This window comes from Ponticoccus sp. (in: a-proteobacteria) (assembly GCF_048381735.1).
The window spans coordinates 713,003-736,205 of record NZ_JBLXGL010000001.1 but is presented as its reverse complement, the minus strand read 5'-3'; the positions used below and the strand labels follow the sequence as shown (position 1 = coordinate 736,205).

At 65.2% G+C, this 23,203-nt stretch carries 36 protein-coding genes and 1 pseudogene; 22 read left to right on the top strand and 15 right to left on the bottom strand.

Annotated features, from left to right (window positions below; genetic code table 11):
• Position 1 precedes the first annotated feature (1 nt).
• The 13 genes from ACN5KJ_RS03500 to ACN5KJ_RS03440 form a co-directional block, all read right to left on the bottom strand.
• Positions 2-844 carry a head maturation protease, ClpP-related gene (locus ACN5KJ_RS03500; RefSeq protein WP_418592079.1) on the bottom strand — a complete coding sequence of 281 codons (843 nt, stop codon included), beginning with the start codon at positions 842-844 and terminating at the stop codon, positions 2-4.
• The gene (locus ACN5KJ_RS03495) at positions 841-1,956 is read right to left on the bottom strand and encodes a phage portal protein (protein WP_418592078.1); all 1,116 of its coding nucleotides are present in this window, start codon (positions 1,954-1,956) and stop codon (positions 841-843) included. Before ACN5KJ_RS03495 ends, ACN5KJ_RS03500 begins: the two co-directional genes overlap by 4 nt.
• Positions 1,957-2,069: 113 nt before the next feature.
• Complete coding sequence (locus ACN5KJ_RS03490) at positions 2,070-3,797, bottom strand: terminase large subunit (RefSeq protein ID WP_418592077.1); 1,728 nt, start codon at positions 3,795-3,797, stop codon at positions 2,070-2,072.
• A complete protein-coding gene (locus ACN5KJ_RS03485) occupies positions 3,794-4,276 on the bottom strand; it encodes a hypothetical protein (RefSeq protein ID WP_347167783.1) in 483 nt (160 codons plus the stop codon). The genes ACN5KJ_RS03490 and ACN5KJ_RS03485 overlap by 4 nt, the downstream gene beginning before the upstream one ends.
• 105 nt (positions 4,277-4,381) lie before the next feature.
• Positions 4,382-4,744 carry an HNH endonuclease gene (locus ACN5KJ_RS03480; RefSeq protein ID WP_418592076.1) on the bottom strand — a complete coding sequence of 121 codons (363 nt, stop codon included), beginning with the start codon at positions 4,742-4,744 and terminating at the stop codon, positions 4,382-4,384.
• Positions 4,745-4,887: 143 nt separating this feature from the next.
• A complete protein-coding gene (locus ACN5KJ_RS03475; protein WP_418592075.1) occupies positions 4,888-5,604 on the bottom strand; it encodes a hypothetical protein in 717 nt (238 codons plus the stop codon).
• Positions 5,601-6,170 carry a hypothetical protein gene (locus tag ACN5KJ_RS03470; RefSeq protein ID WP_418592074.1) on the bottom strand — a complete coding sequence of 190 codons (570 nt, stop codon included), beginning with the start codon at positions 6,168-6,170 and terminating at the stop codon, positions 5,601-5,603. Before ACN5KJ_RS03470 ends, ACN5KJ_RS03475 begins: the two co-directional genes overlap by 4 nt.
• A gap of 179 nt (positions 6,171-6,349) precedes the next feature.
• Positions 6,350-6,997 (bottom strand): hypothetical protein, encoded by a 648-nt coding sequence (locus ACN5KJ_RS03465; RefSeq protein WP_418592235.1) that lies wholly within the window; start codon positions 6,995-6,997, stop codon positions 6,350-6,352.
• Positions 6,998-7,002: 5 nt separating this feature from the next.
• Positions 7,003-7,284, bottom strand: coding sequence for a hypothetical protein (locus ACN5KJ_RS03460; protein WP_418592073.1), 282 nt, complete (start codon positions 7,282-7,284; stop codon positions 7,003-7,005).
• Positions 7,281-7,562 (bottom strand): hypothetical protein, encoded by a 282-nt coding sequence (locus ACN5KJ_RS03455; protein WP_418592072.1) that lies wholly within the window; start codon positions 7,560-7,562, stop codon positions 7,281-7,283. Before ACN5KJ_RS03455 ends, ACN5KJ_RS03460 begins: the two co-directional genes overlap by 4 nt.
• A 205-nt stretch (positions 7,563-7,767) precedes the next feature.
• Entirely contained in the window at positions 7,768-8,100 is a 333-nt protein-coding gene (locus ACN5KJ_RS03450; protein ID WP_418592071.1) for a hypothetical protein, read from the bottom strand.
• Positions 8,084-8,494: a hypothetical protein gene (locus ACN5KJ_RS03445; protein ID WP_418592070.1), complete on the bottom strand. Its 411-nt coding sequence runs from the start codon at positions 8,492-8,494 to the stop codon at positions 8,084-8,086. The genes ACN5KJ_RS03450 and ACN5KJ_RS03445 overlap by 17 nt, the downstream gene beginning before the upstream one ends.
• A gap of 1 nt (position 8,495) precedes the next feature.
• On the bottom strand, positions 8,496-8,768 hold the full coding sequence (locus ACN5KJ_RS03440; RefSeq protein WP_418592069.1) for a hypothetical protein: 273 nt from the start codon (positions 8,766-8,768) through the stop codon (positions 8,496-8,498).
• A gap of 391 nt (positions 8,769-9,159) precedes the next feature.
• Between ACN5KJ_RS03440 and ACN5KJ_RS03435 the strand changes: the two genes are divergently transcribed.
• The 15 genes from ACN5KJ_RS03435 (at position 9,160) to ACN5KJ_RS03365 (ending at position 15,019) form a co-directional block, all read left to right on the top strand.
• The gene (locus ACN5KJ_RS03435; protein ID WP_347167796.1) at positions 9,160-9,447 is read left to right on the top strand and encodes a helix-turn-helix transcriptional regulator; all 288 of its coding nucleotides are present in this window, start codon (positions 9,160-9,162) and stop codon (positions 9,445-9,447) included.
• Positions 9,448-9,676: 229 nt separating this feature from the next.
• Positions 9,677-9,970, top strand: coding sequence for a hypothetical protein (locus ACN5KJ_RS03430; RefSeq protein WP_418592068.1), 294 nt, complete (start codon positions 9,677-9,679; stop codon positions 9,968-9,970).
• Positions 9,967-10,299, top strand: a complete 333-nt coding sequence (locus ACN5KJ_RS03425) for a hypothetical protein (protein ID WP_418592067.1) — start codon at positions 9,967-9,969, stop codon at positions 10,297-10,299. Before ACN5KJ_RS03430 ends, ACN5KJ_RS03425 begins: the two co-directional genes overlap by 4 nt.
• Complete coding sequence (locus ACN5KJ_RS03420; protein ID WP_418592066.1) at positions 10,299-10,481, top strand: hypothetical protein; 183 nt, start codon at positions 10,299-10,301, stop codon at positions 10,479-10,481. The genes ACN5KJ_RS03425 and ACN5KJ_RS03420 overlap by 1 nt, the downstream gene beginning before the upstream one ends.
• A complete protein-coding gene (locus ACN5KJ_RS03415) occupies positions 10,478-10,657 on the top strand; it encodes a hypothetical protein (RefSeq protein WP_418592065.1) in 180 nt (59 codons plus the stop codon). Before ACN5KJ_RS03420 ends, ACN5KJ_RS03415 begins: the two co-directional genes overlap by 4 nt.
• A complete protein-coding gene (locus tag ACN5KJ_RS03410; protein ID WP_418592064.1) occupies positions 10,654-10,854 on the top strand; it encodes a hypothetical protein in 201 nt (66 codons plus the stop codon). The genes ACN5KJ_RS03415 and ACN5KJ_RS03410 overlap by 4 nt, the downstream gene beginning before the upstream one ends.
• The gene (locus tag ACN5KJ_RS03405; RefSeq protein ID WP_418592063.1) at positions 10,851-11,126 is read left to right on the top strand and encodes a hypothetical protein; all 276 of its coding nucleotides are present in this window, start codon (positions 10,851-10,853) and stop codon (positions 11,124-11,126) included. The genes ACN5KJ_RS03410 and ACN5KJ_RS03405 overlap by 4 nt, the downstream gene beginning before the upstream one ends.
• Positions 11,123-11,338, top strand: a complete 216-nt coding sequence (locus ACN5KJ_RS03400; protein WP_418592062.1) for a hypothetical protein — start codon at positions 11,123-11,125, stop codon at positions 11,336-11,338. The genes ACN5KJ_RS03405 and ACN5KJ_RS03400 overlap by 4 nt, the downstream gene beginning before the upstream one ends.
• Before the next feature lie 4 nt (positions 11,339-11,342).
• Entirely contained in the window at positions 11,343-11,597 is a 255-nt protein-coding gene (locus ACN5KJ_RS03395) for a hypothetical protein (protein ID WP_418592061.1), read from the top strand.
• A 53-nt stretch (positions 11,598-11,650) separates the two neighbouring features.
• Positions 11,651-11,980: a DUF2312 domain-containing protein gene (locus ACN5KJ_RS03390; protein WP_418592234.1), complete on the top strand. Its 330-nt coding sequence runs from the start codon at positions 11,651-11,653 to the stop codon at positions 11,978-11,980.
• Between the two features lie 105 nt (positions 11,981-12,085).
• A complete protein-coding gene (locus ACN5KJ_RS03385; RefSeq protein WP_418592060.1) occupies positions 12,086-12,340 on the top strand; it encodes a hypothetical protein in 255 nt (84 codons plus the stop codon).
• Complete coding sequence (locus tag ACN5KJ_RS03380; RefSeq protein WP_418592059.1) at positions 12,337-12,981, top strand: HNH endonuclease signature motif containing protein; 645 nt, start codon at positions 12,337-12,339, stop codon at positions 12,979-12,981. Before ACN5KJ_RS03385 ends, ACN5KJ_RS03380 begins: the two co-directional genes overlap by 4 nt.
• Positions 12,978-13,601, top strand: coding sequence for a hypothetical protein (locus ACN5KJ_RS03375; protein WP_418592058.1), 624 nt, complete (start codon positions 12,978-12,980; stop codon positions 13,599-13,601). Before ACN5KJ_RS03380 ends, ACN5KJ_RS03375 begins: the two co-directional genes overlap by 4 nt.
• Before the next feature lies 1 nt (position 13,602).
• Positions 13,603-13,836 carry a hypothetical protein gene (locus tag ACN5KJ_RS03370; protein ID WP_418592057.1) on the top strand — a complete coding sequence of 78 codons (234 nt, stop codon included), beginning with the start codon at positions 13,603-13,605 and terminating at the stop codon, positions 13,834-13,836.
• Positions 13,837-14,011: 175 nt separating this feature from the next.
• On the top strand, positions 14,012-15,019 hold the full coding sequence (locus ACN5KJ_RS03365; RefSeq protein ID WP_418592056.1) for a tyrosine-type recombinase/integrase: 1,008 nt from the start codon (positions 14,012-14,014) through the stop codon (positions 15,017-15,019).
• Positions 15,020-15,073: 54 nt separating this feature from the next.
• On the opposite strand, the pseudogene ACN5KJ_RS03360 reads toward ACN5KJ_RS03365, so the two are convergent.
• A pseudogene (locus ACN5KJ_RS03360) lies at positions 15,074-15,610 on the bottom strand (response regulator transcription factor); the annotation flags it as partial.
• A gap of 93 nt (positions 15,611-15,703) precedes the next feature.
• Positions 15,704-15,982, bottom strand: coding sequence for a DUF1153 domain-containing protein (locus tag ACN5KJ_RS03355; RefSeq protein WP_347167544.1), 279 nt, complete (start codon positions 15,980-15,982; stop codon positions 15,704-15,706).
• A gap of 124 nt (positions 15,983-16,106) precedes the next feature.
• Here ACN5KJ_RS03355 and mnmA point away from each other — a divergent pair, with 124 nt between their 5' ends.
• The 7 genes from mnmA (at position 16,107) to ACN5KJ_RS03320 (ending at position 23,178) form a co-directional block, all read left to right on the top strand.
• Entirely contained in the window at positions 16,107-17,249 is a 1,143-nt protein-coding gene (mnmA, locus tag ACN5KJ_RS03350) for a tRNA 2-thiouridine(34) synthase MnmA (RefSeq protein WP_418592055.1), read from the top strand.
• A gap of 128 nt (positions 17,250-17,377) precedes the next feature.
• Entirely contained in the window at positions 17,378-18,517 is a 1,140-nt protein-coding gene (locus ACN5KJ_RS03345; protein WP_418592054.1) for an acyl-CoA dehydrogenase family protein, read from the top strand.
• Positions 18,518-18,581: 64 nt separating this feature from the next.
• Positions 18,582-19,619, top strand: coding sequence for an enoyl-CoA hydratase/isomerase family protein (locus tag ACN5KJ_RS03340; protein ID WP_418592053.1), 1,038 nt, complete (start codon positions 18,582-18,584; stop codon positions 19,617-19,619).
• A gap of 3 nt (positions 19,620-19,622) precedes the next feature.
• Positions 19,623-20,495, top strand: a complete 873-nt coding sequence (gene mmsB / locus ACN5KJ_RS03335; RefSeq protein WP_418592052.1) for a 3-hydroxyisobutyrate dehydrogenase — start codon at positions 19,623-19,625, stop codon at positions 20,493-20,495.
• A gap of 58 nt (positions 20,496-20,553) precedes the next feature.
• Entirely contained in the window at positions 20,554-21,732 is a 1,179-nt protein-coding gene (locus ACN5KJ_RS03330; RefSeq protein WP_418592051.1) for an AI-2E family transporter, read from the top strand.
• 109 nt (positions 21,733-21,841) lie between these two features.
• Positions 21,842-22,042 carry a DUF2892 domain-containing protein gene (locus ACN5KJ_RS03325; protein ID WP_418592050.1) on the top strand — a complete coding sequence of 67 codons (201 nt, stop codon included), beginning with the start codon at positions 21,842-21,844 and terminating at the stop codon, positions 22,040-22,042.
• 110 nt (positions 22,043-22,152) lie between these two features.
• Complete coding sequence (locus ACN5KJ_RS03320) at positions 22,153-23,178, top strand: hypothetical protein (RefSeq protein ID WP_418592049.1); 1,026 nt, start codon at positions 22,153-22,155, stop codon at positions 23,176-23,178.
• Positions 23,179-23,203: the final 25 nt, after the last annotated feature.

The window sequence follows — 23,203 nt, the reverse complement described above, 5'->3', positions numbered from 1 at the left end:
CTCAGATGGATTTTGCGGTTTGCAGCAGCCCGGCGAGCTCCTGCAGGACATCGGCGGCACCGGGCCGCACGTCATCGGCAGCGCCAGGCATGCCGGATTTCAGCTCGCGCAGGATGCTGCGCGAGGCGGAATTGGTCAGGCCCGCGCGGCGGGCCATCAGGTCGAACTTGCGCTCGGCCCGCAGCGACGCCCGGGCTGCATCACCCGCCCCGGTGTCGACCAGGTCGGACGGCAGGTAATCGTCGGCAAAGCCCTGCTCGATGGCCGCGGCGCCGCCGATCCATGTCTCGCGGTCAAGCATTCCCGCCACCGTCGCCGCATCGAGGCCCGAGCGCGCTGCGTAGATCTCGGTCGAGGTGCCGTCGAACGGCTCGAGCCAATCGGCCACCTCGCGCATGGAGTGGCGATCACCGGCGGCCATGATCCAGGTGTTGTGGATCATCAGGAAGCCTGCACGTGCGATGCGCACTTCGTCGCCGGCCATGGCGATGACCGACGCGGCGCTGGCCGCGATCCCGAGCACGTTCACGGTGATCTTCTGCCTGTGCTCGCGCAGCAGGTTGTAGATCGCCAGACCCTCGAAGAAGTCGCCGCCGGGCGAGTTGATGTTCACCACCACCTCGCGGTCCCCGATCGAGCGCAGCGCGCCGGCGACCCGCCGCGCGGTCACCCCGTCGCCCCACATGTCGGCGCCGATCGGATCGAGCACCGAGATCATGGCCGCGTCCTCTTCCACCGATGCCCGCAGGTCCGGCGCCCAGCGGTCGAGCGCCCGGGGCGAGATGTCGCTTTGCACGCCGGGCCGGGTGCTGGCCAGCGCCTTCGGCAGATTCCGAATGGTCATGCCTTGTCCTTTCCCAAAAGATCGAGCGGCGCCGTCGCGACCTGCGCACGCAGCTCGTCGGCGGCCCCGCCCCGACGCTGCAGGTTCAGCTTGTCGCGGCCCTCGTCGCTCGACATGATCCCGGCCGCGACCATCCGCGACAGGAAGTTGCCCTTGGCGTTGCTGTCCATCTGCAGCATTGCCTCGCGGTTCCATTCCGCGAACCACTTGCCCCGGCGGTTGGCCGGGATGATCTCCTTGCCGATCCGCGCCTCGATCCGGCGCAGCAGTGGGTTGATGCCCATGCGCAGCCACGCCAGCATGATCGCCTCGACGCCGGTGCCCCACATGGTCTGGCCCTGCCCCGCGTGGCCGATCACCACCGGCGGGGTGCCGAACCAGCGGCAGACGTCCTCGACCGCGAAGCGCCGGGTTTCCAGCAGCTGCGCGTCCTCAGGGTTCATGGTGGCACCGTTGAACTTCAACCCCGCCTCGAGGATCAGGGTCTTGCCCGCCTTGGAGCTGCCCGAGAACCCCTCGAGGTAGCTTTGCAGCTGCGCCCGCTGCTCGGGCGTCAGTTCCTGGTCGGACTCAAGAAAGCCCCCGGCGGTCATGCCGTTGGCAAAGACCTTGGCGGCGACCTCGTCGGCGGCGATGGCCGAGCCGAGGCTTTGGCGCCCGAAGTTTATGGCGCTCATCCCGAGGCCGTCACCGCCGCCGAAACCGCGGATGTGCAGCACCTTCTCGGGCGGCAGAATGTATCGCTGGCCGTCCTCGTAGAACTGGTAATCGAAGAGCCCGTCGCTGCGGCGCTTCGGAGTCACTGACAATAGCGGCCGCAACCCGACGATCCGCTGCCCGATCATAAGCTTCTCGGCATAGGCATTGCCCTGCAGCAGCAGGTGCGCCGCCGCCGTTTCCCAGAACTCGAGCGCGGTCTGCACCCGGTTCGGGTTGGCGGTCAGCACCTCGGACACGTCCGGCTCGATCTTCTTGCGCGAGCCGTTGTCCTGACGCTCGTAGATCGCCACCGGCAGCGCGCCGATCAGCTCGGAGTTGCCCTTTACACACGCCCAGGCCGCTGAGATCGACAGCGCCGAGGTGGCCGAGACCATGGCCCCGGCCTTGCTCATCCGACCTGATCCGCTCCAGGGGTCCGAGCCTGAAACCACCTCCCAACCGCTTGACCCTGCCGACAGTTCCTGCCGCACCCCGCGCCAGGCACCACGGATCACCCGGCCTAGCATCACCACACCCCCACGGGGCTGGCGAGCATGCCGTCCAGCCGCTTGCGCTTGGGTCGCGCGGGATTGAGGCTCATCAGGTAGATGGCGTTGAAGCTTGCCATGAGCGGGTCGATCTTGCCCGCCCCCGATACCGCTTTCGTCACGATCACCGCGTTTCCCCTCGGTTCTGTCTTTGCGTTGCCGACGCACCAGGCCATTAGCGGCTGGCCGCAATGCACCAGCGATCGGTCGAAGAGCTTGCGCTCGGTGCCCTTGATCGCGCCGTTGAGCTTGTAGCCCTGGGTCACGCTCGCCATCGTCTCGGACGGGATCCCCGCCAGCTCGAGCCCATCGACGATGGCCGCCACACCTTCGGGGTCGAGCCCGACGCCGCCGCGCTCGGGCAGCAGCCCGGCCTCGTGCACCCGCGCCACCAGCGTGATCAGCTCGTCGAGATCCTGCGTCGGCTCGCTGCAGATGGTAAGCGCATCCTCGGCGGCAAGGTCGCGCAGCTTCTCGGCGATCTTCTTGCGCCGCTCCAGCGCCACCTCGTGAACCCAGGCCGAGCACCAGAGCAGCCAGCGCTTGGTGTCCCGGTCGCGCCCGAGGATCGCGAGGCCAAGCAGGTCATCCATCCCGCCGCCGTCGATTCCTACCGTACAGACCTCGGCCCGCTCGAGCAGCTCGTCGAGATCGAGCGTTACGTCCGTGGCGTCGACCCAGTGGCTGGCCCCGATCCAGCCGCCCTTGTGGTGGCCAAGTCCAATCTGGATGTTGAGGTGCTGCGATGCCCACCGCGCGAACTCATCCTCGCCGCGCTCGAGCGCGTTGCCGAACTCCCCCACCAAGCGCTCGATAGTGATCGAGGCGCCGAGGTTTGGCAGCACCGCCGGCCAGAGCTTCGGCGACCGCCAGGGCTGTTCCTTGTCCGCCTGCAGCGCCTCCGGGAATTCGTAGAGGATTGGCAGCATCCGCACGTTCTCGGTGACCTCGCCGTCGCGCACCCGGCGGGCATACTCCAGCTCGGTCTTGAACACACCCTGCGGCGGGATCTCGGATTGCGTGGTGATGATCACCAGCAGGCTTCTCGGGTTGGTGATCATCCCGCCCCTGATCTGGCCGATCACCCGCGTGGCGAAGTGGCGCTCGGCCATGACGTGCAGCTCGTCGAGGATCGCGAAGGCCGGGATCCCGCCGGTGGTCACCGCCGGGTCAAAGCTGGTCACCTTGCACTTGGCGTTGAGCGGTCGCCCGGTCTCGGGATCCGGGAAGATGTCGGTGATTTCCTTCTTGTGCTCGTTCACCTTAAAGCGCTTCCGGAGCCATTCGTCGGCGTCGATCATCCCCGACATCTGGCCAAAGCAAGTATCGGCCACCGACTGCGTGGGCCCCACCACCACACCCTTGATGTTGGGCGTGGTGTTCATCTGCAGCGCGATGAGCCCGATGCAGGCCGCCAGCGTGGTCTTGGTGTTTTTCTTTGGGACCAGGCAGAAGATCTCGCCCACGCGCCGGGCCCCGTCGCTGCCGATCGATCCAAAGGCCGCGCGGACGATGTCGCGGGCCCAGTCCTCTGCCACCTCGCCCATGGTGGGCTGGCCCTCGATGTCGGGCACCACCAGCTTGTCGAAGAGCTCAACCGCGACCTCGGAAAGATCCGGGTCAAGCTCGAGCGGCGGAATCGGCGTCGCCCCGCGCTGGAGCTTTTCCCACCAGTCCGGGCAGGCTGCCCAAGAAAGATCGCTCATTGCGCTCGACCCTTGCCGCGGATCCGGTCGTAAAGCTCACCGTAACCCGCCGCCGGTTTCGCGGCATCGGCGAGGCGCTGTTCCTTTTTGCCACGGGGCGTGCCCTCGTTGGCCTCGTCGCCCTTAGGCGTCTGAGGTGCCGGCGGCGCAGTCCGATCCAACCGATCCTGTAGCGCCCGGATGCTCGGCGTGTGGCCCTCGCGCACCTTGCGCATCAGGACGTCGAGACACAGCCCCTCGAGGATCAGCGCGCCGCCGTGGAGCTCACGGGAAAAATGTTTCCGAAGCGTCTTCTCATCGCATCCGATGGCCTCTGCGATGGCCTTGTGCGACCAGTTCGCCGCCGCCCGAACCGCCACAAAGTCCTGATTTTCAGGGGTTTTTGCAAAGGATGGACGGCCCCGCCGATCCCGCAGCGGCAGGATCGGATTGCCGAAGAGGTCGCGCTCTTCCAAGCCCGGCGAATTTTCATCGCTCATGGGAAAAAAATCTCCGAGTGTGGGGGGCGCTGGTTCCCTGAAATTTCGCCTGGCGACTTTCGACCCACCCCCACCCGTAGCGCCGACAGGGGGGGGGGGGGGCGGTCAGTGCCGCCGGCGCTCGTTTCTCTGCTTTTCACTGTCGTGCCAGCGCTTGCTAACCGCCTGCAGGTTGCCCTCATCCCAGAACAGCACCGGGTTGCCTTTGTGCTCGAGCACATGGTCGATCACCGGGCTGTCGGGCGCTCCCGCCTTGCCGATCAACGGCACGCCGGTCTGCTCGCAGACATATCCTGCCCTCTTCAGCACCATAGAACGCAGCGCATACCAGCGCTTGCTGCGATACCAAGAACGCCACGGCTTTACCCGGTCGCGCTCACGATCCTGCGCCCGAACATCACCTGCCGCGGCACCGATCCTCGGTGCAGGCACTGCCAGCCGCCCGGGCATCGCCTTGAGCCGCCCCATCAGGGGTTCAACCGCAGGGAACGCTGCGCCAGCGCTGCGGTCAGGATCATTGACATGAGGGAGCCTCCAAACGCAAAGCGCCCGGGGCATCTCTGCTCCGGGCGCAATTCGGTTCGGGGACCAAATGTCAATACAACTACGGTTCAGTCAAGCCCTTTCTTCCACGGCTCCAGCGGCGGCATGGCATCGGTTACGCCAAACAGGTCCAGATCGACCCCCCGAAGCCCGGCCTGCACAGCCAGCAGCGCGCCCCACCAGTCCAGCCAGGCGCGACGTGCTGCGCCAACCTCTCTAGCTGAGGGAACGATACAAACTGGGGTCCACCGCACCTCGCGGCGAACGCGACCACGCCGAGCCGAACGATACTCAATGATATCCAACGCCTCAGATTTCCCGAGACGACCGAACCTGTTGGTACGCCCCCAGTTGCGAGGCACGAACCGTTGCGGCCCAAGATCCCACTGCGGCGTGCGCCCGGCCCGTGCCAGCTCGGCAACCTGCACGGCCAACCGCCATGGCACGGCATTGCGCAGGACGGTCGCCACCTGCTCGGCATCGTGATGCGGACCAGTCGAGCCGAAGGACCGATCGACCCGAACCCCTTCACCATAGCGCTTGCCAAGAGCCAACTGCTCCGCAATTGCCGCCTCTGCCCCTCTGCCGCCGCCCTGGCCCCCTGAAGACGCGCCGATCTCATCTCGATCCAGCTGCGCTTTTTCGGTTCCGAAGGCCCAATCCAGCAGGATGCGAACACTGACCATCTCCCTGCCGTCCGCCGACAGAGGCTGCCCGCAGCGGCGACCGATCGTCGGGCCGCTCTGCAGTATCTCGGCATAGTCCATCCGGTATGCCTGCATCATGCCGCACGCCCCTCGTCTTGTTCCATGATTGCCCTCACCCGCCGCTCGGCGTTGTCCAGCCAGCGCAGCTTGGCCGCGTCCTGCTCATCCGGCACCCGGCCTTCCGCCACCAAAAGGCGCAAGTGCTCGTCGTCCCGCGTCCGGTCCCGGATCAGGCGCCGGTCACCATCGTTCAGAGGCGGGCGCTTGAACTTCTCGAAGAAGAGGAACTCGCGCACCAACACGCCCTCACGGTCCGCGCGCGGACCCTCGACGGACCGGAACCAGCTGACGAGGTTCGGCATCTCTTCAACCGGGCGCGGCTGCACGACTTCGGCCAGATGCAGGATCGTGCCACGCCTGGGCCATTCGTTCCGCGCCTTGCCCTGCGCCTTGGATCGCAGCATGTCGCAGAGTGCGCCGAGCGAGAGGTCGGACATGTAGGTCAGGTCGTCGCTCAGGCGCACCAGCTCTTCCGCGTGGGCGCCCGCCTTCATGCCTTTCGGCCTGATCCAGCCCAGCTCCGCCAGCGGCTCCAGCACCAGCCTGCGCACCCGGCCCCTCTTTGTCTCCACCCCTGCTGTCATGGCCTTCCCCTCTTCCATGCCTTGCGACTTATCCACAGGCGATCCGCTGATGTGTTGGGCGGCGCGATTTCATATCAATATCATTTCGTTTCTTCTCTTCTGTCTGGAACTGTTCCACTTCTGTGCGGAACTGTTCCGATACTGTTCCATCTTCAAACGCGCCGATTTATCGTGTGATTTCAGTGGCCCCGCGCACGGTGACCCAGAACGCCATTTTCAACCGCCGCCTTGAGGGCACGCCCGATCGAGGCCTGAAACTGCGGCATCCGCCGCTGGCCGGGATGGTTCTGCATGAGCCACTCGTCGACCCAGGCCACGGCGACATCATCTGTCAGCAGATCTTCGCTGCACCCGCAGGCCTTCAGGGTCTCTTTTAGACGCTTCTGCCTCTGCCATATGGCCTTGTCCTCATTGCTGGCCTTCAGCTCCTTGTGCCCATCGAGGGCCAGCTGCATGACCTCGGTCACCACCGGATTGGCAAGCCGCACGAGCCCGTTGTCGCACTGAACCGGGTGCCAGTTGTACAGCGGGTTGAACCGCCGTTCGCGCAGTCCGATCCACTTCTCCAGTGAAAGCCCAAGCAGGAAGGCGAGCTCTTCGTCATCCTGCGGCAAGGTACCGAGGGGCGTCTCGCCATGAGACTTGTAGATCAACTGCAGGCCAAAGAAGCCGACTTCGGGATCGCGGTAAGACAGCCGCCGGAACATACTCCGGTCATGCCTTTTGATGTTCCATTGCAGGAAGAAGTGGCTGTCGAGGCGCTCACAGGCGCTGATCGGATACTCCGGCAACCCGCCAGCCTCGCAGGCCACAAGGGTCGGTCGCATGGTGTTCAAGCTACCATCCTTTCTGTCCAGTAGGTGCACATCGCCCGCTGCAACGCATCGCGCGCGCGGTCGAAGGCAAATTCGTCGGCGTCCAGCCGGGCGCTGATCACGTCCCCCACCGGCCCCATCAGCACCGCCAACCGGTCCCCGACGGATAGACGCGGAAGGTGTTCCAGCGCGGCGGCAAGGGCAGCGATCTGCGAACCGCACAGAGACAGGCCGCCCCGATGCAAGGCGACTGCGGTGGCCGAGGCCACCAAGGCGGCGCGGGGGTTGAGATCACTCATGCGCCCTCCGCCATGCCGATGAACTCTTCGAGGTGCAGGGCCGCCTCGCGCAGGTTGTCCGGTGTCAGGTGAAGACCCGGCTGCGGCCCCACCAGCGCGTCCGACGTGCCAAGAAAGCCGCAAACCAGCGGCCTCTGGCTGGCGCGCTCTTCCGGCGGCAGGGGGTCATAAAGCGCCCAGGTCGCGGCGCCGTCGACGACGCGCAGCAGCAGCTCGAGGTGGCCGAAAGGCACGGTGGCCGACAGCGTCGGCACGATCTTCTGCGCCGCGCCGCTCATGACCGCCACCACAACGGAAAGAGGACCGCGCGAGACGCCAGGGCGGCGAGCCGGGAGGAGGAGGAAAGGCCCCCACCCTTGGCGACCGCGCGATCCAGTTGGCCGGGTGCACCCGGCTCAGGTTTCGCCACAGGCGTGGCGAACGTGGCCGCCGGCGCGCCCATGCAGGCGCTCCAGCGGCAAAGGGTCCAACTGCGTGCGGCGCTCATCTTGGCTCCCCCCGCATGGCCAGCGTCCAGGCGAAGGCGACGGAGACGCCCGCCAGCACGAGGTCGAAGATCGAGTCCATCAGGATCCACCCGAACGGCCCCGGCGACCACAGCTGCACCACCTGCAACGCGATGTAGAGCGCCAGACCGATCCAGAGGTATGGCCGAGACCATGGATAGTGAAAGGCAACGTGGAACAGGAAGAACGGCGCCAGGCCGTGGATCAGAGTGTTGCGCACCCACAGGCCCGCCTTCGACACCAGCATGTCGACCGAAGCCGATGAGACGTCCGACATCATCAGGGCCCAGACTTCACCTTGCAAAGACACGACGCGCCCCCGATAGGATCCGACCCAGCACCGACCCGCGGGACTCGCCGCGGGTCATGACCTCCATCAGCTGGAACACCCCGACCCGGCAGCCGATCGCGAAGACCGCGTCGAAGGGTGCCGAGGTCTCGCCGCGCAGCCAGTTCAGCACCGCCCGGTCCGAGACATCCAGGAAAGCCGCCGCCGCCCGGGCCGTGGCCGCATCCGACCGCGCAGGGAAGGCCACGCGCAACAGGTCGGCAAAGCGTTCGCGAGAGACCTCCTGAAGGCTCACCCGGTTGACCGGCGCGCAGGATGTTTCGGATTTCGGCGGCCCATCGACGCTTTCCGTCCAAGATGTTTCCGGGCGGCCCGTGCGAGGATGTGAGGGCAGATCACGATGGAGTTTCGTCATGTCACCGCACCCTCACCAGCAGCCTGGACCTATCCGCTTCGGTCTCACCCAGCTGCGGGGTCGCTGCATTGAAGCGCTTTCCGCGCTCGACCGTCAAAGTTGCCTGGGCGCGCATTTGGTCTTCGATTTCATCGAGAACGGCATGAAAACGGGCCGTGCTGGCGCGACGGCGAGCCGCGGCGCGGCGCACCGACCGGAAGCCTGCAATCGTCAAGCCAGCGAAGAGCAGGACCAGTGGGAGCAGCGAGGAATGCAGGTAGGAGGGCAGCATCATGCGGCGTCCCCCGCTTGGAACTGCACAAGGCCCCCGCTGCCTTCTGCAGGAGCATGTAGCCTTACGAGAAGTTCCGCAGTGACCGGTAGTGAACGCCTCTTGGCGCTCGTAATCAAAGCGAGGTGATACTTGGCCGGAATAGACCCAGTTTCCGCCCATTTGTTGACGCGATGGAGCGTGACGTTGAGCCCCGGGTGCACCATCGCAAGCTCCGCGACGATGTCGCGGCGACTAGGCCAAAGTGCGAGGAGTTCGCGGATCGTCTCGATGCTGCTCATAGACAGCATGTCTAATCGACGTTTCTTCGATCTGTCAACGCATGATGAAACGTCGATAGACGTTTTGTCGATGAATAGGCACTCCATACGACCAACTGGCAGAAGTGAGACCTATGGATAACCACAGCCCGTTCCATCCCGAAGCTGTAGGCGAACGCCTGGAGGCCCTGCGCGAATACAACGAGATGACCCGCGCCCAGTTCGCAACCAGCGTAGGCATCGACCCAACGAGCTACGGACGGATTGAAAAAGGTCAGAAACCCCTGAAGGCCGACATGGCTTATCGGATAGCGGAAAGGTGGGGTGTCAGCATGGATTTCCTTTACCGGGGTCGCCTGACCGAGATCCCGGCCAAGCTGGCCGACACCCTCATGCAGAACCTCACCAAGCGCCAAGAATAGGCGTTATCCACGGACACCGCGAACACGGCAGCGAATGCGAAGAGTATTCGCTCCTCAACATCGTATTGCATGACAGAATCATCCTTCGGGCAGCTTTTAACGAAATCATCTAGGCTCAATACCCTCTACGCAATCGAAGTTTCTTCGATTCATTCTCTTGACTATCGACAAAACGTCGATCTATGTTTTCCGGCATCAATCCCATTCTGGGTTACTGCTGGAGACAAGAATGAAGTTTTCCCCCTACGCCCTCTCCGCCGTTATCGTCCCGACTGATGGTCGCGCCTTGCCCGCCGTCGTCTGGGACGGCTGGCGCACCCTCAAAGCAGAACAGCTGCTTTCTGACGGCACTTCCGCCCGCATCGACCCCGATCGGGAATGCCGCCTGGCACAGATGCCCAGCCAACTGCCCGGCTCCAGCGTGCGCCCCGCCGTCAATGACGACGAGGCGTTCATCCGGCGCCAGCGGAGGATCCGCGCCTATATCGACAGCCTCCGCTCCCCGCAGGGTGGCGCGGCATGACCGCCTTTGACCCTGCCGCTCTGGGGCTGTTCGCGGCTGCCTGTGATCCGACCATCACCGAAACCCACTTCCGGGACACCGTGGCCTGCCGCCTGACGCAAAGCGCCATGGCGGCGCTGACCGAGGTTTGCGACGTCACGCCGACCGAGGCACTGGCCGCGCTGATCGTCCGGGCCACGCGCGAACTGCGTGCCGTCGATCCGATGCTGGGCGAGATGGTCGCACAGGCCGCTGTCGCCAGCGCCGGGGCCCAGACCACCGGAGACACGCCCCTGCTGCTGGCGCTGGTGGCACAGCACGAAACCACCGCATCGCCGGGCGCTGCGTGATGTGGGCGATATTCATCCTCATGCGCGTGATCGCCGCCGGCGCGCTGCTGGCCGCGGCTTTCCTTGCCCTGCGGATTGCCGCGCTGGGACCGGACCTCACGGCCAGCGATGCGATCCTCGGCACGGCCATCGTCGGATTGCTGGTCGCCCTCACCGCCGCGCTCTGGAGCGTCCGCCCATGACGCCCGCCGTGATCCTCATGCAGGTTTCCGGCCTGCTGCTCTGCTTCCTCACGGCAGGCTGCGCCCATGCGTGGCGCGCGGCAGTCCGCAACGGGGACGTCGAGGGACGCCAGATCGCCGCTTTCACCGGGGCCGTGCTAGCCCTTTCCGCCCTCACGCTCTGGATTGCCACATGACGCGCAAAGCCAGCCCCACTCACGGAACTGATGACAGCGCTCTGTGGCACGCCCGCGCGGCGGTGACGGACGTGACGTCTCATGACGACGCAACCGTCGCCGCCGCATGCCGGGTGATCGAGAACAACAGCACCGACGCGGACGAACGGGACAGCGCCCGCGACCTGCGCGTCCTGATCGAAGGAGAGGCCGCATGAGCCGGGTGCTGGATAACCTTCCGCCCGCGCAACAGGCGGGCATCCTCTGCGGACAGGATCCGTTCCGGATTTTTGCCGCATCCCGCTTGCAGATCCCCGGCGCCGTAACCGCCACCGCAGCGGCGGAATTCGTGCGCCGGGAATGTGGCGTATGCAGCCGCGCCGAACTCGACCGCGACGGCGATGCTGCCGCGCGCTGGCAGGCGCTCCGCACCGAATACGACGCATGGCGCGGGCGCATCGCCTCGCCCCGTGAAAGGACGCAGCCATGACGCTGTCCGTGTTCTGGATGGTCGCCCATGCCGAGGCTGCGCGCCACGGCAAGAGCAACCCGAAGCGCGCCTACGTGACGAAGGCCTCTGCCATCGAGGCCGCCGAGCATCTGGCGGGCAAGAACGGCGCCGATTTCGCCGTCCTCGAGGTCGTGCACATCGCCCGACCGACCGACGCACAAAGCCGGGGCCCCGGCTTCTTCGACAGGTAGCGCCATGGTCGCCTTCATCACCGAGAAGCCCCAGATTGCCCGCGGCGACCTGATCCGCCTGCGCAACCCCCTGACAGGCGAATACCTCCACCTGTCGGGCGAAGGCGCCACGCGGACCACAAGGTGGTCATGGTGCGGCACCTGGGGCCAGGCAAAGACGCTGGAACAGCGCGCCCGGGCCCGGCGCCAGCCGTGGCCGTGGCACGCCGAGCCGCAGCACCAGCAGGACACCAGCCCACCGCAGGAGATGTATCCATGAGCCAGCAAGCCACCCTCTCTATCATCGCCGCGGACGGGACAACCACAGACCCCATGACCGAAGGCCAGTTCGCCGCAGCCGCGCGAAACATCAGGAAGGCGCCTCCGACGAAACAGACCGACGAAGACAGGGCCGTTTCGGACCGGGCCTACGGCATCGCCGCCGGCGAGCTGACGCAGTTCATCGAACGGGTCGAGCGCCTCGAAGAGGAGAAGAAGGAGATCGCCGAACAGATCAAGGAGGTCATGGCGGAGGCCAAGAGCCGCGGCTACGACACCAAAATCATGCGCAAGCTGATCGCCCTGCGCAAGCGCGACGCCGACGACATCGCCGAAGAGGAGGCGGTGATGGAAATGTACAAAGCCGCGCTTGGGATGGCCTGAACCCACCTTTCGAGACTGAAACCTGACCCCATGCCGGGCCGTGGTGGCCCGCATCCCCTGCCCGCCGAAACTTCGGGCGTCGTTCACGGTGGGCAGGGGCACAAGATGGAGACGATCATGACGAAGAACCGGATCAGCGACCTGACCGACCACCTCTTCTCTCAGCTCGAGCGGCTGGGCCAGGAAGACCTGGACGCCGATGGCATCGAGCGCGAGGTGAAGCGCGCCGAGGCGATCGTCAGTGTCTCCGACGAAATCGTGCACACCTACGACCTACAGCTGAAGGCCGCCAAGCTCTACGCTGAACATGGTCCGGGCGTCCTGCAGATGCTCCCGCAGATCGGAAAGTCGGACCAATGAAGGGGTCCGCGATTCACTACAGCGATGCGGAGCTCTTCTGGATCCACGACAATCACCGACGCCCGCGCCGTGAGGCACACGAAGAGTTCCAAGCCGTGTGGGACCGTCCGGACGTGTCGCTGACGAACTTCAACAGCCTGTGCAAGCGCAAGGGCTGGATGACCGGGCGCAGCGGGCAGTTCCGGAGCGGGCAAGAACCTCACAACAAGGGCAAACCCATGCCGTCGCATCCCAACTCCAGGCGGACGCAGTTCAAGGCCGGGGCGAAGCCTCACACCTACCGCGGCCCCGGGCACGAGCGCATCGACAGCAAGGAGGGCTACGTCATCCTGATCGTGGACGAACCAAACCCGTGGACCGGCGCGTCCACCAGACCCGTGCACAAGCACCGCTGGCTCTGGGAAAAGAAGAACGGACCAGTGCCTGACGGTTGCGTCCTGAAGTGCCTGGACGGCGACAAAACGAATACCGACCCCGGAAACTGGAAAGCCGTACCGCGCAGCGTCCTCCCGCGCCTCGCAGGCCGGTGGAACATCCCCTACGACAGCGCTCCGGACGAGCTGAAGCCCGCCCTACTCGCAATCGCCGAGATAGAGCACGCCATCCGCGAGCGGCGCCAAGATCGGAAGAGAACAGCATGACCAGCGACACCAGCACCGACGCCGTGGTCAAACTGTCGAAGGAGATCAGTGCTCTGGCGTCACGCGAAGCGCAGACAATGCCGACCGGGTGGCAAGACGCATATTGGCTTTATGCAAAGACCGCTGACGCAATGCTCGCCCTTGCCGCCGAGCGTGATGCGCTCCGGGCCAAACTGGACGAGGCACGAAACCAAGCACCGATGAACGTGATGACATCGAAACTGTTCGCGGACCTTAACATACTGCTAGCTCAGCACGCCGAAATGGGCGCTCGCGTCCAGATGCTGGAAGCCGAGAACGCGGCGCTGCGCGGCGGCGGCATCAGCGACATCGCAGGTGAGCGCAAGCGGCAGATCGAAGCGGAAGGATGGACGCCCGAGCATGACGACGAGCACACAGGCGGCGAGCTGGCGAAGGCCGCCGGATGCTACGCATGGGCCGCAGCACAAAGCGACGGCCTGCGCGAGATCCTTGTCACCCCGCCGCCGACCTGGCCGGAAGAGTGGGCGGCCGACTGGTGGAAACTGAAAGACCGCCGCAGTGACCTTGTGCGCGCCGGTGCCCTGATCGCCGCCGAGATCGAACGCCTCGACCGCGCCGCCAGCAAGGGGAGGCCCTGACATGCTCAAGATCATGATCGAGGATCTGCGTCGGAATGTGCCGTTCCTGATAGCGATTGTCGCGTGGCCGACTGCAATCATCGGAACAGCAGCAGTGTTCCATCACGCAGGAATAGACGCAGATGTCGGCCTGCTAGTCGGACTATCGATTTCAGCCGCGTCAACAAGCCTATGGCAGTGGATCGCGTCAGCACGCCGACGTCACACCGAACAGAAGCACCGGAGGAAGACGTGATGCCCCAGCCTTTCAGCGCGGCGAAACCACCGAAATGGCTCACAGAGGCGGCTCAGGTCAGCCAGGACATGGGCGTGACGATCACAATCGAGCATCAGTCGCGTGTCTACAGGATCGTCCCGGGAGCGGGCGAGCACCTCAGCGGTGAAGCCGACCTCGTAAACTGGAGCCGGAAGTGAAACGCACCCTGCCCGCATACGTCTACGCCCGAGGCAAGAAGGGCTATCTGTATTTCATCCGAAATGGCGTCTGCCAGCGCATTCACACCGAGCCGGGCACCGCCGAGTTTGCTGCTGACTACGCGCGCCTGATGCGGGGCCGCGCGGTCACGCCCAGGCAGACCATCGGAAAGCTCATTGAGATATTCATGCGCTCTCCGAAATGGGCAGGCTATGCTCACAACACCCGACGCGGACATGAGCGAAACCTCATCTATCTTCGCGAGACCGCAGGCCACATCGACCCGGCCAAGCTTAGGACCGTGCACGTCTACGAGATGCGCGACGCCTTGGCGGACAAGCCGACCGACGCAAACCGGAAAATCGACACACTTGTCGCTCTGCTGAACCACGCCATTCAGATTGGCTGGATAGACAGGAACCCTGCACACGGCGTCGAACGGTTGAAGGCGGTGGGAAGGAAGCGAAAGCCATGGCCATCAGATTTTATCGACGCCTTCCGAGCAGAGGCCGATGGCCGAACGCTGCTCATCTTTGAAATGCTTCTTGGCACCGGCCAGCGCATCAACGACGTGCTATCGCTACGCTGGTCCGATCTGGATGGGGATGGCTTCAACATCACCCAAGGAAAAACCAAGGCGGAACTCTACATCCCCCTGACGGATCGCTTGCGAGCTGTTCTGGCCTCTCAGAAACGTCTCGGCCTGTTCATCATCTGCCATCCTGACGGCACGAAGATCAGCTACCAACTCGCCCACAAGGATGTGATGGCGGTGCGCAAGACAATCGGCGCCGAGGCCTACGACATCCACGCTCTGCGCTATGCGGCGGCCTCCGAGATTGCGGCAATACCTGGCATGACCCGCGACCACATTCAGGCAATCACCGGTCACGCTGATGCTGCGATGATCCGCCTTTATGCGGGCGCTGCCGTTCAAAGGATCCGAGCGACAGAGGCCCAGCAGGCGCGGACGGACAGAACGAATACGAAACGTGAACCCTGAAACGGTTTTGAAACGCGGAGAATAGATTCCATAATTTCAACAACTTATCATTCAATACATATGCTTGAGGAACATCTCTTTGGTCAGCGTCGTGCCCTTGCGCAGGCTCAGAAGCTCCAGCATCTGGTATTCCTTGCCGGTCAGATGCACCGACTTTCCCTGCACCTCGACCGTCTTCGCGTCCAGATTGACCGAGACCTTCCCGGTCCGGATGATCGACTGCGAGTGGCCCTTGGACCGGCGGATGATGGCGTGGATGCGGGCCACAAGCTCATCCCGGTGAAACGGCTTGGTCAGGTAGTCGTCGGCGCCGAAACCGAAGCCCTTGATCTTCGATTGCGTGTCGTCGTCGCCGGTCAGGATCAGGATCGGCGTATCGATCCGCGCAACCCTGAGTTGGCGCAGAACCTCATGCCCGTTCATGTCGGGCAGGCCGAGATCCAGCAGGATCAGATCGTAGTCATACAGCTTGGCGAGGTCGATGCCCTCCTCCCCCATGTCGGTGGAATAGACATTCAGATTCGCGTGACTCAGCATCAATTCGATGCTTTTCGCCGTCGTCGGGTCGTCTTCTACCAGCAGTATCCGCATGGGCCGTCTCCGGGTGATGTCTGTGCCTGCGGAAAACCTGAGCCAAAAAGGTTAACGCCCTGTTACCATACCCTGACCAGTTTCGATTTCCACTCAAGGTTGCCGATATTTCTGAACCCGCGTGATCTTCAGCGCATCTTCGCCATGCTCTGTGGCGGCGCGCACCCATTCCAGCAGCTCTTCTTCCGACAGGCTGTAGCGGTCGCGGGCCTGGTCCGGCGACAGCAGTCCGTATCGGACCGCCCTCACCACCGCCGCCTTGCGCGAGGCCACCCAGCGCCGGGTTTCCGAAGATGGCAGATCGGCCCGCGTCATGACCGAGCCATCCGGCAGCTTGACGGCCCGCGGACCGTCCACTTTCTTGAGGTACATGGGCAGCTCTCCGAACCGTGAACACGGCCCATAAAGCCCGGCGGGATTTAACGACGGCTAAAACCGCCCCTTGAGAGTGTGTCGGATTTTCCTATATTCGCGCGGAACCTTCAGGATATGTCCCATGCCCCTTGATACGCGCCCGCTGAACTCGCTGGGCCTGCCGAAACCGCCATCCGAAACCCGCGTCGTCGTCGCCATGTCCGGCGGCGTCGACAGTTCGGTCGTGGCCGCGATGCTGAAAGAGGAAGGCTACGACGTGGTCGGCGTGACGCTTCAGCTGTACGACCACGGCGCCGCGCTGGCCAAGAAGGGCGCCTGCTGCGCGGGCATCGACATCCACGACGCGCGCCGCGTGGCCGAGGAAATGGGCTTTCCGCATTACGTGCTGGACTACGAGAACATCTTCCGCGACGCGGTGATCGAGGAATTCGCCGAAAGCTACCTTGGCGGCGCCACCCCGGTGCCCTGCATCCGCTGCAACGAGCGGGTGAAATTCAAGGACCTGCTGGAAACCGCGAAGGACCTGGAAGCCGACTGCATGGCCACGGGCCACTACATCCAGCGCCTGGCCGGGGAAAACGGCCCGGAACTGCATTCCGCCGCCGACGCCAACCGCGACCAGAGCTACTTCCTGTTCTCGACCACGCCCGAGCAGCTGTCCTTCCTGCGCTTCCCGCTGGGCCACCTGCCCTCGAAGGACGCGACGCGCGAGCTGGCCGCGAAATACGGGCTCGCCGTGGCCGACAAGCCGGATTCGCAGGACATCTGCTTCGTGCCCGACGGCAATTATGCCAGCGTGATCGAGAAACTGCGCCCCGGGGCCGCCGAGCCGGGCGAGATCGTCCACGCCGACGGTCGCGTTCTGGGCAAGCACCGGGGTGTCATCCACTACACCATCGGCCAGCGCCGCGGGCTGGGCATCGGCGGGCTGTCGGAACCGCTCTACGTGGTCCGCCTCGACGTCGACAGCAAACGCGTGGTCGTGGGCCCCAAGGAGATGCTTGCCACCCGCACCGTCCCGGTGCGCGAGATCAACTGGCTGGGCGACGCGCCCTTCACCAGCCGCGCGGAATGGCACCTGTCGGTCAAGGTCCGCTCGACCCGCCCCCCGCGCGAGGCGGTGATCCGCCCGCTGTCGGAGACCACGGCAGAGGTCGAGCTTCTGACGCCCGAGGAAGGCATCAGCCCCGGACAGGCCTGCGTCTTCTACGACCCCGAGGGCACGCGCATCTTCGGCGGCGGCTGGATCTGGCGCGGGCAGTAGCCGCGACCCGCGCCCGAAACGCCTGACACAGGCGCAAGACCGGACCGCCCGGCGACAGGCTTGCATCGCGCCCCCCTCTCGGCCACAATCTGAACAAGCGTTCATTTCACACCGGGAGGGAGGCCGCGATGGATTTTGCGCTGAGCGAGGAGCAGACGGCGATCTTCGACATGGCGCATGGCTTCGGACAAGAGGCCATCGCCCCCAACGCCCGCCAGTGGGAGGCCGAGGGCACGATCCCCAAGGACCTCTGGCCGCAGCTCGGCGCGCTTGGCTTCGGCGGGCTCTATGTCAGCGAAGAGGCAGGCGGTGCCGGTCTGACGCGCCTCGACGCGACGCTGGTCTTCGAGGCGCTCTCCATGGCCTGCCCCTCTGTCGCGGCCTTTCTGTCGATCCACAACATGTGCGCGCGCATGATCGACGCCTATGGCAGCGAAGACCTGAAAGGCCGCGTCCTGCCCGGCGCCGTGGCCATGACCACCGTGCTCAGCTACTGTCTGACCGAACCCGGCTCCGGCTCGGACGCCGCCGCGCTGAAGACCCGCGCCGAGAAAACCAACGAGGGCTACCGCCTGACCGGCACCAAGGCCTTCATCTCGGGCGGCGGCTACTCTGACGGCTACGTGACCATGGTGCGCACCGGCGTGGATGGCCCGAAGGGGATCTCGACGGTCTATGTCGAGGCGGGCAGCGACGGCCTGTCCTTCGGCGGGCTCGAGGACAAGATGGGCTGGAAATCCCAGCCCACCCGGCAGGTGCAGTTCGACGCCTGCCCGGTGCCGCACGGCAACCTCGTCGGAACCGAGGGCGACGGCTTCAAATACGCCATGGCCGGGCTGGACGGCGGTCGCCTGAACATCGCCGCCTGCTCGCTGGGTGCCGCGCAACAGGCCCTGACGCAGACCCTGCAGTACATGGGCGAACGGCAGGCCTTCGGCCAGAGCATCGACCGCTTCCAGGCGCTGCAATTCCGGCTTGCGGATATGGAGACAGACCTTCAGGCCGCCCGCATCTTCCTGCGGCAGGCCGCCTGGAAACTCGACACCGGGGCGCCGGACGCCACGGCCTTCTGCGCCATGGCCAAGAAACTGGTGACGGAAACCGGTTCGCGCGTGGCGGACATGTGCCTGCAACTGCACGGCGGCTACGGCTACCTTGCCGACTACGGCGTGGAAAAGACCGTCCGCGACCTGCGCGTGCACCAGATCCTCGAAGGCACCAACGAGATCATGCGCCTGATCGTGGCACGCCATCTCCTCTCGCGCTGACGCAAATTCCTTCGAAGGAATTTGCAAAAGTTTTCGAAAACTTTTGCCCCCGAAAGACGCACCCTTGTCCGATATCCAGATCCGCACCGAAGGCCGCGCCGGCCGCATCACGCTGACCCGCCCGAAGGCTCTCAATGCCCTGACCTACGCCATGTGCACCGCCATCGAAGAGGCGCTGGACCGCTGGCGCAACGATGACAGCGTCGCCCTGGTCCTGCTCGACGCCGAGGGCGACAAGGCCTTCTGCGCGGGCGGCGATATCGCCGAGATGTATCGCACCGGCACGGCGGGCGACTACGGCTACGCGCGCCGCTTCTGGCGCGACGAATATCGCCTGAACGCCAAGCTGGCCGCGTATCCCAAGCCGATCGTGGCTTTCCTGCAGGGTTTCACCATGGGCGGCGGCGTGGGCCTCGGCGGCCATGTCTCGCACCGGATCACCGGCGAAAGCAGCCAGGTCTCCATGCCGGAATGCGGCATCGGTTTCGTTCCGGACGTGGGCGGCACCTATCGCCTTGCCCGGGCACCGGGTCGCCTTGGCGCCTATCTTGGCCTGACCGCCGCCCGCATGGGGCCCGGCGATGCGATCCATGCGGGGTTTGCCGACAGCTTCGTGCCCGAGGCGCGCTGGCCCGACCTGAAGGCCAGGCTGGTCCGCTCGGGCGATCCCGACGCCATCGCCGCCCAGAGCGATACGCCGCCCGACAGCCCGCTTGCCGCGGCGCAGCCCGAGATCGACGCGGATTTCGCGGGCACCGACCTGCCCGCCATCCTCGACCGCTTGCAGGCCTCCGGCACGCCGCTCGCGCAGCAGGCGCTCAAGGCCATGGGGCGCAACGCGCCCCTGTCCATGGCCACGACCCTGCGGATGCTGGACCGTCTTGGCCCCGATGCCACGATCCGCGACGCGCTGGAGCTGGAATACCGGGTCAGCCACCGCATCATGGAACAGGGGGACTTCCTGGAAGGCATCCGCGCCGCCATCATCGACAAGGACCGCAGCCCGCGCTGGCGTCACGGAGCCGATTCCGTCCCCGCCGGGGCCGTCGAGGCGCTGCTGGCCCCGCTTGGCCCCGACACGCTGACCCTTGAGGAGGACTAGACCATGCAGATCGCCTTTATCGGACTGGGCAACATGGGCGCGCCCATGGCCGCCAACCTCGCCAAGGCGGGGCACGCTGTCACCGGCTTTGACGTCGCGGGCACCACGGCGGAGGGCGTCGCCAAGGCCCAGACCGCCGAGGACGCCGTGGCGGGCGCCGAGGTGGTGATCACCATGCTCCCCAACGGCGAGATCCTGCGCGACGTCGTCGCCGGGATCGTGCCGCATATGACCAGGGGCGCGGTGCTGCTCGACTGTTCCACCGTCGACGTGGCCTCGGCCCGGGCGGTGGCGGAACTGGCCGGGGCCGCGGGCCTCGGAACCCTCGACGCGCCGGTGTCCGGCGGCACCGTCGGCGCGACCAACGGGAAGCTGACCTTCATGGTGGGCGGCGACGAAACGGCCTTCGAGACCGCCCGGCCGCTGTTCGAGATCATGGGCCAGAAGGCCGTTCACTGCGGCGCCTCGGGCAACGGTCAGGCTGCCAAGATCTGCAACAACATGATCCTCGGGGTCACCATGATCGCCACCTGCGAGGCCTTCGCGCTGGCCGACAAGCTGGGCCTCAGCCGCGAGGCCATGTTCGATGTGGTTTCCACCTCGTCGGGCTATTCCTGGTCGATGAACGCCTATTGCCCGGCGCCGGGAGTCGGCCCGCAAAGCCCCGCCGACAACGGCTACAAGCCCGGTTTCGCCGCCGAGCTGATGCTGAAGGACCTGCGGCTGTCCCAGCAGGCGGCAGAGGCCGCCCATGCGCAGACCCCGATGGGCCGCGCCGCAACGGATCTGTATCGCAGCTTCGTCGAGGACGAGGGCGGCGCAGGCCGCGATTTCTCGGCCATGCTGCCGCGTTTCGAGAAACTGAACCGGGGCTGACCGGCGCCGGGAACCCCCTGCGGTGCCGGCGCGTTGGCTGGCAACCTCGGGGGAGCTGATGTCAGCCACACACACACCAAAGACCATCGCGATCCCGCTGGTCGGGATCTTTCTCATTCTCTTCGTGCAGGGCCTGTCCAGCGGCGCCAGTTTCCTGATCCCGGTGACCTCGGCGATCCTCGCCTATTTCGTGCTCAGCCGCCCGCGCCGCTGGCTGTCGCAGCGCGGGCTGCCGAACGGTCTGGTCGCCCTGGGGTTCACGCTGCTGATCCTGCTTCTGGTGGTCGGCGCGCTGATCTATTTTGCCGAGCCGGTCAGCGATCTTCTGCGCCGCCTGCCCTGGCTGGTGCGCGACGTCCAGCGCGAGATCGGCAGCCTGTCCGACAGCCCGATCCGCGCCGTGGCCGAGGCCGCCGACGCCATGAACGCGATGATCGATACCGACGAGGACGGCGACGGCAAGATGAAGGTCGAGGTCGTCGAGGAAGGCTCTGCCTCCAAGCAGATCCTCTTCCTTGCTCCCATGGTGCTCAGCCAGGTGCTGTTCGCGATCATCTTCCTGTATTTCCTGCTCGCCTCCGGCGACTTCTTCCTGCGCCGCATGATCGAGTCGCTCGACCGGGTCGAGGACAAGTCCCGCGCGCTGGAGGTGGTGGAAACCATCGAACTGCGGCTGGGCCAGTATCTGGGCGCCATCACGGTGATCAACGCCGGGCTGGGCCTGAGTGTCGGCACCCTGATGTACCTCTGGGGGATCGAGCAATACATGGTCATCGGCGTCATGGCCTTCGCCCTGAACTTCGTGCCCTATGTCGGCGGGCTTGTCGGCACCTGCATCGCCGTGCTGCTGGCCTTCTCTCAGGGAGAGTCCTTCTGGGTTCTCGTCGGCGCGGGGGCCTCTTACGCTGCGGCCACCGGCCTTGAAGGCCAGCTGATCACACCCTCGCTGGTGTCGCGCCAGATGCGGCTGAATGCGCCGATCCTCTTCCTTGTGGTGGCCTTCTTTGCCTATATCTGGTCGATCATCGGCATGATCGTCGCGGTGCCGATCCTGATCGTCATTAAGATCTTCTGCGACGAGATCGCGCCCCTGCACAATGTCGGCCATTTTCTTGGCGGCGCCGAGGCCGAAGAGGATTTCGACGTCGACGATACAACGGTGATGCCGCAGCCCGATCCGGTCGAGGGTCTGGCGTCCTCCCATATCGAGGCCGGGCCGGAGGCGCATCGCGGCTGACCGCAGGGCGCCGCCGCCTGCCCCGATCCTGCGGATTTGATTCACATCATATTCAGATTATAAAATTCGTTTAGGCTGCGTGGAGGTACCCAACCCAGGAGATCTTACGATGTTTGCAAAGAACATGGGCCAGACAGACCGCATTATCCGCGCCGTGATCGGTGTCGTGGCCATGATCCTCTTCTTCACGCTCGCGGGCGGACTGAAATGGCTGGCCCTGATCGTGGGCCTGCTGATGTTGGCCACCGCAGCCATGGGCACTTGTCCGCCCTACCGGCTGCTGGGGATCAACACCTGCAAGAATAGATAACGCCCGGCAGCCGGACCGCGCGCTGCAGGACAATTTTTCTCTATTCGGCCCCCTTCGGGGGAACGCAAACTTTGCGACCTGCGTTGCCCCCCGAAGGAAAGGCATCGCTCATGGAAAAGATCATTCTGGGAAGCGTCGTGGCATTTGCGCTGACGACCTCTGCCCTGTCCGCAAATCCGCTCTTCCAGCCCCATGCGGGCGACACCGCCGTGGCGAGTGACCCCGTCTGGCTCGCGAAGAACGAGAAGGGAAACGGCCATAAGCCCTTGGTCAAGGGGAGCGGAAAGCCCGAGAAGGCCAAGGGCAAGCCCGAGCATGCCGGCGGAAACAAGAAGCCCAAGCCTGGCGGAAACGGCAATCCCCAGGCGGCTGGCGGCAAGCCGGACAAACCCGGCAAACCCGCCGCGACCGAGAACGGCAACGGGCAGGGCAAGGCCAAAGCCAAGGCCGGTCCCAAATGGAGCGAGCCCGAACGGCAGGAGCAGGTCAGGCGCCTGGTCGGCACCTCCGCCCCCGAAGGCCGCGACATGGTCCGCATCCTCGGCCTGGCGGCGCTTGCCCTCGCCACGCCGCAGCTTGTGGTGGCGGATGTGCCCGACGACGAGCTGATCGGCTATGCCAACTGCCCGCCGGGTCTGGCCAAGAAGGATCCGCCCTGCGTTCCGCCCGGTCTCGCGCGCAAGGGCGTGACCTCTGAGGAATGGCTGGGCTACGACGCGGACCGCTACGACGAGATCTGGATCGAGCGCCGCAGGTCGCTTCTGGATGCCTACGATATCCCCGGGTTCGACGGGCTTCTGTTGCGCTCGGACGAGATTGCCGATCTCTACGGGCTTGCGCCCGCGCCCGAGGGGCAGCGCTACGCGCTGATCGACGGTCTGCCGATCCTGCTTGATCGGGACGATTACACCGCGCTCTTGCTGCTGAACGAGCTGGCCGAGGTCGCGCGGCTGGACGACGGGTTGCGCGTCGCGCCGACCGCCGCCCTGACGCAACGCGAGCTGATGAGCCTGTATCGCCTGCCGCAACTGGCCGATGGGCAGAACTACAGCGTGGTGAACGGGCAGATCCTGCGCCTCAGCGACAGCGAGTACGAGATGCTGCAACTGATCCGGATCGCGCGCGCGGTGCTCTGATCCGCGCCTCTTCTAGCCCGCGAAC